Origin of the sequence: Nostoc sp. 'Lobaria pulmonaria (5183) cyanobiont' (genome assembly GCF_002949795.1) — a bacterium.
GTDB lineage: Bacteria > Cyanobacteriota > Cyanobacteriia > Cyanobacteriales > Nostocaceae > Nostoc.
Genome location: NZ_CP026692.1, coordinates 2,629,597 through 2,643,595, shown reverse-complemented (window position 1 = coordinate 2,643,595; position 13,999 = coordinate 2,629,597). Strand labels below are relative to the sequence as shown.

Genomic DNA, 13,999 nt, shown 5'->3' with positions numbered 1-13,999 from the left:
AATTGCTCAACTCTGAAGTAATTTTCTTGTACCTAAACCTTTGCTTCACTTCTATGTGTCTAGGGTCAGTTTTTGCAACAAAACCGCCAATCGTCCGGTGCAGGCGTTTATTATGCTGCATACCTTAATAACAGTACATTTGTACGTTAAAAACAATCTTATAATTTAGCATCTTTAACCAATTATTGCTACTCTTAAAGCAGTAAATTACTATTTATTCACAATTTTCTGTCTGAAGCCTAAACTTCATCCTATGCTTATTGAATTTAGTGTCGCTAACTACAGATCGTTTAAAGAGCAAGTCACCTTTAGTATGGTGGCAGCAAACCTTGTCGCAAAAGACAAAAAACTCGACGAAAACAACGTTTTTGAAATAGATAAAGAATTAAAACTACTTAAAAGCGCCGCAATATACGGTGCAAATGCTAGTGGTAAAAGTAATTTGGCTACAGCTTTAGGTTTCATGAGATGGTTCATGATTAATTCTTCTAAAGAGACTCAAAGTACGGAAAAAATAGGTGTTGAGCGATTTAAACTCAGCACTGAAACCGAAGCTAAACCATCTTTTTTTGAAATTATATTTTTAATGAGTGGCAAGAGATATAGATATGGATTCGAGGCAACTATTGAGAAAGTTGTTTCTGAATGGTTATTCTATGTCCCTAAATCAAAAGAAACTAAGCTTTTTGAGCGTAAACTCGGCAAGATAAGTGTTTCTAAAACATATAAAGCTGATGGTATTCAGCAGAAGACAAGACACAATGCTCTCTTTTTGTCTGTATCTGCTCAATTTAATGTCCAGATTGCAGAGAAAATCTTGGATTGGCTGACAAACAAAGTTGCACTTATCTCTACTTTAAATGATAGAGGCTATCGAGGATACACAGTTAGTTGTTTAATGGATAATGAAAATAAAGATGAGATTCTTCAACTGCTCAAAAAATTAGATTTGGGATTTAGTGATCTTAAGGTAGAAGAAAGTGAAATTACTGCTAATTCTTTACCTAAAGAATTGCCAGATGAACTAAAGAACTTAATTCTAAAAAATGGGGAAGGAAAATTATCATCAGTTCAAACCACGCATCAAAAATTTGATGGCAAAGGAAATCTCGTATCTACAGAGGTATTTGATTTAGATGAGCAAGAGTCTGAGGGTACTAAAAAAGTCTTTTCTTTGGCAGGGCCTCTTGTTGACACACTGAAAAAGGGTAAAATTCTCATAATTGATCAATTCGATGCTAGAATTCATCCTTTGATCAGCCGTGCAATTGTTGAATTATTTAATTCTAATGAAAAAAATCCAAATAATGCTCAGTTAATATTTATGACTCACGATACCAATTTACTTAACAATAAGCTTTTCCGTAGGGATCAGATTTGGTTTACTGAAAAGAATAGATATGGTGCAACAGATTTATACTCTTTAGCAGAATACAAGATACCTGACGATGCGTCATTTGAGAGTGATTATATTCAAGGTAGATATGGCGCAATTCCATATATTGGGAATTTGAATCATCTAATCGACTCTCATGCCTAGAACAAAAGCAAACTCTCGTGGATATTCACCGAGAAAAGTTAATACTAGGGAAATCAAGCAGAGATTCTTAATAGTATGTGAAGGAGCGAAAACTGAACCTAACTACTTTAGGAGTTTTCGTGTTCCTAAAAATGTTGCTGAAATAGACGTACAGGGTTTAGGAGAGAATCCCAGCAAACTAGTTCAAAGCGCCAAGGAACTGAATAAGCAAGGAGAGTACGATCAGGTTTGGTGTGTATTTGATCGTGATTCTTGGACTATAGAAGATTTTAATAACGCTATTAAAAATGCTGAAGTTCAAGGTTTTAAAGTAGCTTATTCTAATGAAGCATTTGAATTATGGTATGTTTTACATTTTGAATTTCTCAATACTGGTATTCCTCGAAGTGATTATCTGAAGAAGTTAACTTATTTATTTGGTAGGACATATCAGAAGAATAGCGAAACGATTTATGATGAGCTATTTGAGAAGCAATCTATTGCTATTAGAAATGCTGAAAATCTTCTTAAACAATATGATCCTCACATTCCAGTCAAAGACAATCCATGTACAACGGTGCATAAATTAGTGAATGCACTCAACGATATCCTGAAAACAGAATCAGTCTGCACAGTAAGTGGTAAACCGCCGTTGCTGGCAGAAGATTATTGATGACACGCTTGATGCGTTGCTCAATGGATTGCAGCATTGGTATATACCACTTTTCCGTTCTGAGTTTGTCAGTACTATCCAATTATACTCAAACTTTGCGATCGCACTTCCTGTTTCTCTACCAGGTTGACTTATAGCAATAATTAGCGAGAATTGATGCTATCTGCACCAAGCGATTCTCATGGAGACGGTTTGCGATCGCACTTGTGACTTTTTTCAAGAAAATTCCCGACTTTTTTAAAAAGTCGGGAATCTGAATCTTTGGATTTTCACTAGTACAGCACAGCGTAAATCCTCTTGTTAATGGTAGGCAAACTTCCGTCACAGTGTACTAGAGAATGTCTTCTATTCCCTAATGAGGTACAGCTACTTGTGCATCGGCTACCTGGGCATTGTCAGCAACAATTTTGCGGAATAAATCGCCTTCAATTGTTTCCTGTTCTATTAACAAATCTACTAAACGCTCCAAAACTATGCGGTTGAGTTGCAACAGTTCTTTTGCTCTGATGTAGGAATTGTTAACAATTTCGCGCACTTGTGAATCAATCTTGGCGGCAATTTCCTCAGAATAGTCTGATTTATTCATCCAGTCACGTCCCAAAAATACCTCTCCACTCTGATTTTCTAGTGACAATGGGCCTAATTCTGACATCCCGAAGCGTGTCACCATCTGCCGCGCCATTCCTGTAACTTGTTGCAGGTCATTACCTGCACCTGTGGTCACTTCTGGCTTACCAAAAACAATTTCCTCGGCGGCACGACCACCCAAAGTAGCAGTAATCCTGGCTTTGAGTTGGGAACGGGAAATTAACCCCTGTTCTTCGTTGGGAGTAAACCAAGTTAATCCCAGTGCTTGCCCACGTGGGATCAGTGTAACTTTTTGTACAGGGTCATGCCCTTTGAGGAATGTGCCTACTAAAGCATGTCCAACTTCATGATAGGCAATCAAGCGCTTGCTCTTGCTGTCTACTAAGGCGGTACCTTCCATACCTGCAACAACTCGGTCTACAGCAGCATCAATTTCTAAAAGGGTAACAGCTTCTTTACGTCTTCTAGCGGTGAGAATAGCAGCTTCGTTGAGTAAGTTAGCTAAGTCTGCGCCAGTAAAACCAGGGGTGCGACGAGCGATCGCTTCTAATGATACGCTAGGATCGATTTTCTTATTGCGGGCGTGGACTTTCAAAATTTCCAGTCGCCCTTTGAGATCGGGTGGATCGACCATCACTTGTCTGTCAAAACGTCCCGGTCTGAGTAATGCTGTATCTAAAACATCTGGGCGGTTAGTGGCAGCAATAATAATTATGCCTGTGTTACCTTCAAAACCATCCATTTCGGTGAGCAGTTGGTTGAGGGTTTGTTCGCGCTCGTCGTTACCACCACCGATTCCAGCGCCCCGTTGTCTACCTACTGCATCAATTTCATCGATAAATATTAGACAAGGAGCATTATCTTTGGCTTTCTTGAAGAGGTCGCGCACGCGAGATGCACCCACACCAACGAACATTTCCACGAATTCCGAACCGGAAATACTGAAGAATGGTACACCTGCTTCACCTGCGATCGCTTTTGCTAGTAAAGTTTTACCAGTACCAGGAGGGCCAATTAACAGCACACCTTTGGGAATCCGTGCGCCTACAGCAGTAAATCTTTCCGGCTGTTTCAGGAAAGTCACAACTTCTTCGAGTTCTTCCTTAGCTTCTTCAACCCCGGCGACATCTTCAAATTTCACTCCAGTTTTTGCCTCCATTTGAAAGCGAGCTTTGGATTTGCCGAAATTCATCGCTTGGCTAGAAGCATTAGTAGAGCGCCGGAGGAACAATAGCATTAAAGCCCCCAGTGGCAAAATCCACATCAAATTAATCAACAGTCCAACAGCAGCTCGACTGTTCGCAGAGGAAACTTCGCCAAAATCAACATTCTTGTCTTTGAGAATGTTGACTAACTCTGTGTTTTGCGCCAAAAGTCTCACCTGTTGCGGTGGTGTATTATCTTTTTGCCCCTTCAGATAAACCTTTGCTAGCTGTTCGGTTTCGTCAAGCTCTACTTTCTCGACTTCTCCCGCCTTCACTTTCTTGATCAAGTCACCATAATTTAGGGAGGTGGTTTCTGCTTTTTGTGCCATGACAGGAGTACTTCCGAAAATTACTGGCAACATAATCAGACTAGCAGCGATGCCGAAGGCGGGCTGCGCCAACGCACCAAACCAAGCAACGCGCTTTGAGGACTGCCTTTTTATCAATGCTTTTTTTCCCAAATTTGTCATAATAATTACCCTTTGTCTGCTGGCACAAGTTAAGCGCTGGTTTTATGCCTATTCTTCTATCAAAAATTGTAATAACTGGAAATTACACTTTTCTTATCTAGTCTAACTTCCACACAAAAGCATTCCCAAGTTTCTTCAGGCTATTACATAAAGTTGAGCGAGGGTTATCTAGATTTATGCATCTGTTAAGACTGGGCATTGGGCACAAGAGGTAGAGGCGCTAAAGGGGCAGAGCGGAAAAACTTACTGCAACTTCTCCTCGGTCACTGAGCGTAGCCGTTCGCGCAGCGTCTCGTAGAGAAGTGCTGCTCCCCTGCTCACCAGTAGATATTAATTTGACACATTCCAGCACAAATCGCTAAGATAAACATAGTCATAACGATTCCGCTTTTTAAGAAATCTGATAGTAGTAGCTAGTTAGTAGTTTGTGGGTTAATTATGGTGAAAATTATTGGCATTGGTGGTAGTTTAAGGCCCAATTCTTATACCCAGGTTGCTTTAGAAGTCGCAGCGCAAAGGGTTGAAGCTGTAGGTGCAGAGGTAGAAATTCTCGATTTACGGCAGTTGCAGCTACCATTTTGCACTGGCGCAAAGGAGTATCCAGAGTATCCAGATGTTCAGCGGTTGCAAGATACAGTTAGTCAGGCTGATGGGTTAATTTTAGCAACACCTGAGTATCATGGTGGCGTTAGTGGTGTCCTGAAAAATGCTCTGGACTTAATGAGCTTTGAGCATCTGTCTGATAAAGTCACAGGATTAATTAGTGTCTTGGGTGGTCAGTCTAATAGCAACGCCTTAAATGACCTACGGCTAATTGTCCGTTGGGTACACGGTTGGGTGATTCCCGAACAAATTGCGATCGGACAAGCTTGGGGTGCTTTCAGTCCTGAAGGCAAGCTAGTAGATGAAAAGCTCTCTCAAAGATTCGATCAATTTGCTCAGAGTTTAGTTGAGAATACTCGCAAGCTGCGGGGCGTAAATTAGTTATTAAGGTGGGCGAAGCTTGGCCTACCCTACTCAACTTAATTGTGGTAGTGATTCCCAGCTAGTTGGGGACTAATAGTCTAATAGTAATGCTTTAAATGACCTACGGGTAATTATTCGTTGGGTACACAGTTAGGTAATTCCCGAACAAATTGCGATCAGATAAGCTTGGGGTGCTTTCAGTGCTGAAGGCAAGCTATGCTATATAAAGGGCAAACCTTTAATATGGCTCTCTAAGAGGGTGTAAGGGGATCTACACGAATGGCTGTGTCTCAGGTAGTGCTAACTGGTAAATTTGACGTAACTGATCTAAATTACTCACATTGGTAGATTTGAAACAAAGAAAAACCGAGAGCGGTAATGCAATCGGATTGCCTCAAACAGAGCCAGTATGCAATGGATATCTAGGTAACTGGATGGTTTCTATTCAGTTTGTGGGCGAGTCTAAATTTGTTATTTGTGTAGAAATGGTGGCGGGATTACCCTTGCGGAGGTTTAGATGAATGTAGTAAAGCGTCGTATCGGTCTTGAGCAAGAATTTTTTCTGGTAGATGAGGCTGGTAACTTAAGCGATCGCGCCGATGAGTTTTTGAAAGATTGTCACTTAATGGCGCAAACACAAGGTTTAGACCCAAAATACTTTGTGCCAGAGTTCGTCAAAAGCATGGTAGAAATCAACACACCTCCTGCCGATACTGGTACAGAACTAGCAAAAGTTTATCTCAAAAATCTCAAATTGGCGCTTTGTGTGGCGCAACAGATGGGTTTACGCCTTTACCCTCTGTCTAGCTACCCTTTGCATATTACACCAGTTATGCGCGATCACCCTAATTACCATATCCAAGCGCGGACTGTTGGCTATGAGAAATTCTTGCACGCCGCCAAATGTACAGGTACACACCTGCATTTGGAAGTCCCGCCTGGGGTAATTGACCCTAGTGTTGCAGTCTCCTACAACTCGACATCAGCAGAGCGAGAAGAACTACTAAATATCTATAATTTAGCTACAGCTTGCGACTCAGCGCTTATTTCCCTGACGCGGGCGTGTCCCTATTATGAAGGACAAGCGATCGGGCTAGCCGCGCACACAATTCGTTATCGAGGTAGTGAAACCTATGGCTGGGACGGAGTTTACACTCATTTACAGTCTGTCGGCGGACTCATGCCTTATGCATTAAGTGTAGAGGGTTTAGTTGAAGAGCACTTTGCTCGTTACTATGCTTGGTTGCAAGCGATGGAAAAAGCCGGAATTGAACCAAACCTGATATTAGAAGCAGAAGTCAGCTTACTCAAGTCAGCTTGGAATCCAATTAGACTCAACAAACTCGGCACTGTTGAAATCAGATGTATAGATAGTAACTATCCATCGGTAACTTTAGCTGTAATTACATTGCTTGAGAAGGCGGCTAATCGAGTCAGGCGGGAGAAGTTAACAGTTAGACCAGCTAAAGAAATGCAGATATTTGAACTAGTTGGCTCTAACCTGTATGTACCAGATTTTGAATATCTAAATGGTCAACTGCTCTATACCTCAGCTACAGAGGGAGTTAAAAATCCCAAAGTTAAGGCTTACGTCGATTCAATTTTGCAGTTTGCCAGCGCAGAGGGTGGCGAAGGAGCAAATTTTCTAGCAAAACTGAGCAAACACCTCGATAACTATCAGACGATAGAAGCTGGGATATTGCAAGAGTTTACACAGACAACTGCTCAACTTCCATTAGATGCCGGTTTGCATTTAGTGCGCTCTTGTTGTGACAAGCTAGAAGAACAGGTTTCATGGATAGACACAGAAAATCCCCTAGCAACGTTGGATACTGATGACCGATTGTTACTACAGCAGTATTAAAAAAAATAATTATATGTTACTAACGTGGGGCAGACGGAAATTTAAGCTTGAGGAGGCGTCTGCAACGGTGCGATATGAAGATTTGACATACTCCCCCAAATTGAATTCGGGGGATTCTAGGCTCAGACAGCGATTGCAGGCGTAGCCCGTCTGAAATCGCCTAACCCAACCATTGATGCCCCAACGGTTTGAATATTCTTAGACGCGTTGTCATCGCGCCCATTCACAGATTGACATGATGGACAACGCCACTCTCTGACCGATAAATCCAAAGTGTCTATTACATGTCCGCAGCAGAAACAAGTTTTACTAGAAGGATACCACTGGTCAATATAGACCACTTGTTTACCTTTTTTCTTCGCCACCCAACCCAAAATATCTAGGAAATCTCGAAGCGCTAAATCACTAACTTTCCTTCCCCAAAGACGCTTCATGCCCTTGAGGTTTAGCGTTTCAAAGCACAGCACATCAAATCTATTAGTTAGGTTATGCGCTAATTTCCAGAACCAATCAGTTCTGCGGTTGGCTATGTCTTCATGGGCGCGTGCTAAGTTTTTTCTTGCTCGTTCTTTGTTGGATGAACCTTTTAACTTTCTAGAGTGATGCCGATTCGCTTTCTTTAAGCAATTGAGTGATTGTTTAAAGAATTGGAGTGATTCAATCTTAGAACCGTCTGAACAAGTGAGGAATGTCTTCAGTCCAAAGTCAAATCCCGCTGTCTTACCAGTCGTGAATTTGATTTTTGATTCATCATCACTATCCACGACAATGACCACAAACAATTCACCAAGTGGTGTGCGCTTAATGGTCAAAGTTTTGATTTTCCCCTCAATCTCTCTAGAGTTCCAGTATTGATAAACCCTGTTTCCAATTCTTAAGCGATTACCACCTAAAAACTTGTACCCTGTTTGCTTTAGTGTAAATGATTTATACTTCTTGACTTTCTTAAATCCTGGCGGTCTAACACATGATTTATGGTATTTAAAAAATAGTTGGTAGGCTTTCTCTATGCGTTGGCAAATATCTTGCACTGCCTGAGAACCAACCGACTGCCAAAACTCTTTACGCTTGCGTATCTTGGCAATATGAGCTTGAAGTTTTGCACAGTTTAAGTGTTTTCCCCACATCCGATAATATCTTTTGTGGAGAGCAATACAATAGTTGTAAATTACCCCAGCGGCATTAATACTAGCTTTGAGGTATCTATTTCGCTTGTGTTGGTACAACTTAAACTTTAATGTCTTCATGTAAACATAATACCATTTATCATGTAGATAATCAATACTCATCTACATGAAAACTGTATACAATCATTACAATCACAGCTTAGGGTTAGCAACTGTTCACTTAGTCTGGATACCATGCAGGCGTAGAAGGGTATTTGCAAATAACGAAGACTTGAAATTTCGATGTATTCAAGTATTTCAGTCTGTCGCCAATGACAATAAATGGGTTATCAAAGCTTTAGAAATTGCACCAGTTCATATCCACTTGCTGGTAGAATACGATCCGCATCATTCAATTGCTCAGGTTGTGAAAGCGTTTAAAGGACGCTCCTCACGGATTTTGAGGCAAGAATTTCCTGATTTACTTAAGCTTCCTAGTTTGTGGACACATTCTTATATGTTTGATACCACAGGAAAAGTCAGCACACAAAAAGTACTGGACTATATCAATGATCCACATCACGGCTGAATAAATTCAGCGCGTTCGCTTATATCCCCCGACTGAAGTACGGAGGCTTTACGCATCACGACTCGTAAGACCTAAGCGAGGCAAAGAGAAAGCGCAGTTTTAGAGCAAAAATCCCACGCTTCAAGGCGTGGGAGTGTCAAGTGAATACACCATAAATGTAATGTGGGCAAAGCTTTGCCTACTCTACAAAACTTAATGATGGTGGTGGTGATGATGCCCAGCTAGTTGGGGATTAACTGCCAAAGTTTGGTCTGACAACAGCTGTGCAATATGAGCATCAGCCCATTGGGCTGCCATAGCTAAAAATTCTGGATGGTCGTTGACACAAGCCATTTGCACGTAGTTCGTACCAGGATGCTGTTTTTCCAAAGTATGGATGATATGGTGTACATCCAATAGAGTTTCGTGATTTTCTGTGGCAAAGCCAATTGGCATAAAGATCACTACTTTTGCACCCAATTGAATCAGGTTATTTGCAGCTTGCTCGGCGTTTGGCTGTGTCCAATCAATTAGGGGCGTATCATGATTGAGCCAACCCACGGAGATTAAGGGATAGCGGTTAATCAACTTATCCCGAACCAAGTCGTACATTGCTTCACTTTCGGCAATCCCAGAAGTAAATCCTTTCGCTTTATGGGGACAGCCGTGATTCATTAGCACAATGCCGATTTGAGAAGGAAGATAAGCTGCGGCTAACTCAGCAATTTTCTCCTCAACCAGATGAGCCATCAAATCTATGTAGGCTGGTTCGTTGAAGAAAGAAGGAATATAGCGCTGTGCTTTAACCCAGTGTTCTTCACCATCAGTCAACTCAACCAGAGCATTGTTAACTTGCTCGATCGCAATACCACTAGTAAAGATAGAATCAACAACCAGCAGTGGGTAAATTAGCAGTTTCTCGAAGCCTTGGTTTTTGATTTCTGCCAAGACTTGATTGGGTAGAAAAGGAGCGCAGAAGTTGAAAGCCTTGAAAACTTGAACCTTATCGCCCCATTTTTCTTGTAAATTCTTCTCAATCCCAGCCCGTTGCTGTTCAAAGATGGCATTGTGTGGGGAAATAAAATCGTGGTGTGTGTGTCCCCACTCATGGCGGTCAAATAGCGCCAAAAGTTTTGCCAGAGGGGGATAAATCCAGGTTGGTACTGGTGCGAATTTGGCTGTCAGGAGATTTAAAGCCTGTTCGTTATAGTTGGCGAAATCTTCGTAGCTTTCGACTTCGCCGTAGCCCATAAGCAATACGGCTACACGGTCTTTACCTGATAGATGCTCGTGGGTGTGTTGTACTTTTTCCGGCGTGGCAACCACAATTAGTTCCTCAATATAACCAGAGTGCAGAGAAATATAAAGTCAGGGAATAGTTTGTACATTTTCCCCACTAATAACCTATTATCCCATCCAGGGGGATAGGATAGGTGGGAAAATCAAGATAATACATCAAAAGACATACAAAATTTACGTAGGCCATTGGGCATTGGGCATTGGGCATTGAACCAATGCAGCATCTGCTATGTTGCTGAAATAGCAAAAGTGCTTAAGATGCCAAAAAGCCGCGTTCGTAGTGAAATTAATTTGGTACAGGTTTTTGCTAAATGCGTTTATCCAGATTTAAGTCTTCAACAATTCCCAACATCATTAATCAGAAGTTGCTGACAAAGAGCGATCGCTTGATTAATTTGCCCATTTTCTTGATATGCTTTTATCAGCCATTTGTGTTTTAGCAAATAGTGTTTTGTAGCTGGAGAAGCAGCTTTACAAAAAATCTTTAATGCTTGGATTGCTTTTTTATAGTATTTTTTAGTAATAGCTTCATACCCAGTGTTTATCAGTTGAGTTGCTTGTGCAGGCGTGAGTGAACTTTTAGTTGAATTAAGTGATGATTTTTGTGCTGTAGGTTTAGCTTCTGAAAATATTTCGGCAAGATAGTATTGTGCTAATATCTGAGTCGTTTGATGTTTACTGTTGCTCAATTCTTGGCATAAGTTAATTGCTTTATCAAAGCGTTCATTGTAGAGGTATGCGTCTAAAAGCAATACTCGTGCATATAAATATTCTTTTGTATTTGTTTCTGCATTATTTTGGAAAAAACTTTCCAAGCCCTGAAGTGCCAACTTATAGTTTTTGTATGCTAATAGTTTAGCTATTCCATTTAATAATTCCTGATTGTGTGCGGAACTAAATTTTGGCATATTTTTTTAAATTATTTATGGTTTATTTCAATTTTTACATTGTTTTTTGCTTGTAGATTAGCTTGAAACGGTAATTTTAATTGATATTTCATCCACGAAGCTATAATGTTTGTCGGAAACATTTCTACGGCATTATTATATTCAGTTACGGCAGAGTTATAAAATATTCTAGCGGCGGAAAGTTGTTCTTCTACTTCACTCAATGAATATTGTAATTTGATAAAATGGTCGTTTGCTTTTAATTCGGGATATGCTTCAACTATTACTATAATTTTGCTTAACATTCTCGAAATTTGGTCTTCTACAGCCACTCGGCTATTCTCACTTAAGTTTTTGGAAGTTGCTCTACTTCTGAGTCTGCTAATTTCTATCAATGTTTTTTGCTCAAATTGCATATAAATTTGAGCTAAGGTAACAAGTCTAGGTATCAAATCGCTTCTTTTTTGCAGAATCACATCAATCGTAGAAAAAGCATTATTAACTTGATTTTTTTTGAATTAGACTATTAAATAGTAATATAAAAATAATTGAAATTAAAATAAAAAAGCTAATTATAAAAATAAACATTTGATTGCTTAGATTAATCTGATATTATTTATAATCAAAATTAATCCTTTTATAAAATAGTATTATTTCGGAAAAATATATGAAGCGGCTATAATTTACTCAGTAAAAGTAAGGTAATATATAAGAATGTTACTTGATTTTTGAAAAAGCTCTGTACATCGGAAGAGTAAAAAAATCAAAGATAGTGTTATACATGAATATAATTATTTGCCCTGGAATTCATGATCCAGAGTTAACTGAAAGCTTTAGAGTAGAATTGTTAGATGTAGTTGGTAATAGCGCGATCGCTCCTAATACCGCAAATATACTGATTTATCCGGGAAAGGATGTTTTAGTTTTATCAGCATTGCACATCTTGCAGTTTTTGCGCGTTAGCGTAGCTCACCGCAGGTATCGCTTGACCGACTCTTTAAAATCACCAATTATATTCATTAGCTTTAGTGCTGGCGTAGTTGGGGCAATAGGGGCAGCACATTTGTGGCAACTCTTGGGTGGTCGTGTCAAAGCGTTTATTGCTATAGATGGATGGGGAGTACCACTACAGGGAAATTTTCCTATTCATCGGATGAGTCATGATTATTTCACCCATTGGAGTTCATGTTTGCTAGGTAGTGGGCAAGATAACTTTTATGCAGAGCCAGCAGTGGATCATTTGTCCATTTGGAAATCGCCCCAAACTGTACAAGGTTGTTGGGTAGATTCGTCCATTGAGATTATTCCACCCAAAGGTCGTCTGACAGCAGCTGAATTTTTGCTTATGCTGTTAAAACGCTATGAAGCAAATTAATCCGGACAATGGAGTAAGCAAACAGGAGTTAGGAGTGAGGAGTGCTCGAGGGAACAGGTTACAGGTGACAGGAGATAGTTCAAGAAAAACTATCCCCTATCCCTTATTCCCTATCCCCATGCTCCATGCCCCATGCCCCATGCCCCATCTACCTAAAGAAAGTATCTAATGTTTCCAACTGAACCTGCCGCTGTTAATAACGGCTTTGGCGCACTGCTAAAAAACCGTGGTTTTATGCTTCTGTGGATTGGGCAACTGCTGTCCCAGTTAGCAGATAAAGTCTTCTTCGTTTTGCTGATTGCTCTGCTGGAGAACTACCCACCGCTTCCAGGGTTGGCACGAAACTCGATGTATTCAACCTTGATGCTGTCGTTTACAATCCCAGCAATTTTGTTCGGCTCTGCCGGTGGTATCTTTGTTGACCGCTTGCCAAAAAAGCTGATTATGGTTGGCTCAGATATTGTGCGGGGAATATTGACGCTGTGTCTTCCCTTATTGCCACGACAGTTCCTGATTTTGTTAATCCTGACTTTTGCCATTTCCACGGTGACGCAGTTTTTTGCCCCAGCGGAACAAGCATCTATTCCCTTATTGGTGAAGCGAGAGAATTTGTTGGCAGCCAATGCGCTGTTTAGCAGCACGATGATGGGAGCTTTAATTGTTGGCTTTGCAGTAGGAGAGCCGATTTTGAGTTTGGCGAAAAGCTTGATGGGAGAAGAATACGGTCAAGAATTTGTGGTTGGTGGACTATACATATTATCGGCTGCAATTATGCAGCCAATAAAGTTTAAAGAACCCAAACAACCAAAGGAACATCGGGTATCAAATCACCCTTGGGCTGAATTCACCGAGAGCCTGCGCTATCTCAAGAAAAATCCTTTGATCTTAAACGCCATGTTGCAACTGACAACTTTATATTGCGTGTTTGCAGCCTTAACAGTGCTGACGATTCGGTTAGCCGAGGAGTTTGGTCTAAAAGAAAAACAGTTTGGCTTTTTCTTGGCAGCAGCAGGGGTGGGTATGGTATTTGGTGCGGCGATTTTAGGTAACTGGGGCCAGAAATTGCATCGCAAGCCCCTACCTTTAATTGGATTTTTGATGATAGCACTAGTTTTAGGGGTGTTCACTTTTACGCACAACTTGTTGCTGGCGCTAGGACTCTGTGCATTTTTGGGTGTAGGTGCTGCTTTAATTGGTGTCCCCATGCAAACTTTAATTCAACAGCAAACACCACCTACCATGCACGGTAAGGTATTTGGCTTTCAAAATCATGCTGTTAACATCGCTTTGGCGTTACCTCTGGCCATTACTGGGCCCTTAACTGATGCTCTAGGCTTGCGAACTGTGCTTGTAGCAATGAGTATTGTTGTCGTAGTTGTCGGTGTTTGGGCTTGGCAAAATACCCGCAAAGTCTTGCAAGACGTAATTTAACTAATGTAAGCTAATAATCTAGTTTTATATTTAATATAAAAATTAATA

At 40.6% G+C, this 13,999-nt stretch carries 13 protein-coding genes and 1 pseudogene; 9 read left to right on the top strand and 5 right to left on the bottom strand.

What is annotated here, in order from left to right; translation table 11 throughout:
* Nucleotides 1-253 precede the first annotated feature (253 nt).
* Genes NLP_RS11495 through NLP_RS33020 form a run of 3 tightly spaced genes read left to right on the top strand, consistent with a single transcriptional unit; the run spans nucleotide 254 to nucleotide 2,322 of the window.
* Nucleotides 254-1,540 carry an AAA family ATPase gene (locus NLP_RS11495; protein WP_199784801.1) on the top strand — a complete coding sequence of 429 codons (1,287 nt, stop codon included), beginning with the start codon at nucleotides 254-256 and terminating at the stop codon, nucleotides 1,538-1,540.
* Complete coding sequence (locus NLP_RS11490) at nucleotides 1,533-2,192, top strand: RloB family protein (RefSeq protein ID WP_104906517.1); 660 nt, start codon at nucleotides 1,533-1,535, stop codon at nucleotides 2,190-2,192. Before NLP_RS11495 ends, NLP_RS11490 begins: the two co-directional genes overlap by 8 nt.
* The gene (locus NLP_RS33020; protein WP_158680343.1) at nucleotides 2,158-2,322 is read left to right on the top strand and encodes a hypothetical protein; all 165 of its coding nucleotides are present in this window, start codon (nucleotides 2,158-2,160) and stop codon (nucleotides 2,320-2,322) included. Before NLP_RS11490 ends, NLP_RS33020 begins: the two co-directional genes overlap by 35 nt.
* A gap of 222 nt (nucleotides 2,323-2,544) precedes the next feature.
* Here the strand turns inward: NLP_RS33020 and ftsH are convergent, their stop codons facing one another.
* A complete protein-coding gene (gene ftsH, locus NLP_RS11485) occupies nucleotides 2,545-4,455 on the bottom strand; it encodes an ATP-dependent zinc metalloprotease FtsH (RefSeq protein WP_104906516.1) in 1,911 nt (636 codons plus the stop codon).
* 438 nt (nucleotides 4,456-4,893) lie between these two features.
* Between ftsH and NLP_RS11480 the strand changes: the two genes are divergently transcribed.
* The 3 genes and pseudogenes from NLP_RS11480 (at nucleotide 4,894) to NLP_RS11465 (ending at nucleotide 7,285) form a co-directional block, all read left to right on the top strand.
* Entirely contained in the window at nucleotides 4,894-5,439 is a 546-nt protein-coding gene (locus NLP_RS11480) for an NADPH-dependent FMN reductase (protein WP_104906515.1), read from the top strand.
* Between the two features lie 79 nt (nucleotides 5,440-5,518).
* A pseudogene (locus NLP_RS34840) lies at nucleotides 5,519-5,602 on the top strand (NADPH-dependent FMN reductase); the annotation flags it as partial.
* A 336-nt stretch (nucleotides 5,603-5,938) separates the two neighbouring features.
* Nucleotides 5,939-7,285, top strand: a complete 1,347-nt coding sequence (locus tag NLP_RS11465; RefSeq protein WP_104906513.1) for a glutamate-cysteine ligase family protein — start codon at nucleotides 5,939-5,941, stop codon at nucleotides 7,283-7,285.
* 122 nt (nucleotides 7,286-7,407) lie between these two features.
* Here the strand turns inward: NLP_RS11465 and NLP_RS11460 are convergent, their stop codons facing one another.
* Nucleotides 7,408-8,532 (bottom strand): RNA-guided endonuclease InsQ/TnpB family protein, encoded by a 1,125-nt coding sequence (locus NLP_RS11460; RefSeq protein ID WP_104909842.1) that lies wholly within the window; start codon nucleotides 8,530-8,532, stop codon nucleotides 7,408-7,410.
* A 46-nt stretch (nucleotides 8,533-8,578) separates the two neighbouring features.
* Here NLP_RS11460 and tnpA point away from each other — a divergent pair, with 46 nt between their 5' ends.
* Complete coding sequence (gene tnpA / locus NLP_RS11455) at nucleotides 8,579-8,980, top strand: IS200/IS605 family transposase (RefSeq protein ID WP_104906512.1); 402 nt, start codon at nucleotides 8,579-8,581, stop codon at nucleotides 8,978-8,980.
* 192 nt (nucleotides 8,981-9,172) lie between these two features.
* Here the strand turns inward: tnpA and NLP_RS11450 are convergent, their stop codons facing one another.
* The 3 genes from NLP_RS11450 to NLP_RS11440 all read right to left on the bottom strand — a co-directional run bounded on the left by NLP_RS11450 (nucleotide 9,173) and on the right by NLP_RS11440 (nucleotide 11,621).
* Complete coding sequence (locus NLP_RS11450) at nucleotides 9,173-10,285, bottom strand: ferrochelatase (RefSeq protein WP_104906511.1); 1,113 nt, start codon at nucleotides 10,283-10,285, stop codon at nucleotides 9,173-9,175.
* A gap of 308 nt (nucleotides 10,286-10,593) precedes the next feature.
* A complete protein-coding gene (locus NLP_RS11445; protein ID WP_104906510.1) occupies nucleotides 10,594-11,166 on the bottom strand; it encodes a hypothetical protein in 573 nt (190 codons plus the stop codon).
* 11 nt (nucleotides 11,167-11,177) lie between these two features.
* Entirely contained in the window at nucleotides 11,178-11,621 is a 444-nt protein-coding gene (locus tag NLP_RS11440; protein ID WP_234017277.1) for a LemA family protein, read from the bottom strand.
* 305 nt (nucleotides 11,622-11,926) lie between these two features.
* Between NLP_RS11440 and NLP_RS11435 the strand changes: the two genes are divergently transcribed.
* Together NLP_RS11435 and NLP_RS11425 are read left to right on the top strand one after the other, a co-directional pair.
* On the top strand, nucleotides 11,927-12,520 hold the full coding sequence (locus tag NLP_RS11435) for a hypothetical protein (RefSeq protein WP_104906508.1): 594 nt from the start codon (nucleotides 11,927-11,929) through the stop codon (nucleotides 12,518-12,520).
* 168 nt (nucleotides 12,521-12,688) lie between these two features.
* Nucleotides 12,689-13,951, top strand: coding sequence for an MFS transporter (locus NLP_RS11425; protein WP_104906506.1), 1,263 nt, complete (start codon nucleotides 12,689-12,691; stop codon nucleotides 13,949-13,951).
* Nucleotides 13,952-13,999: the final 48 nt, after the last annotated feature.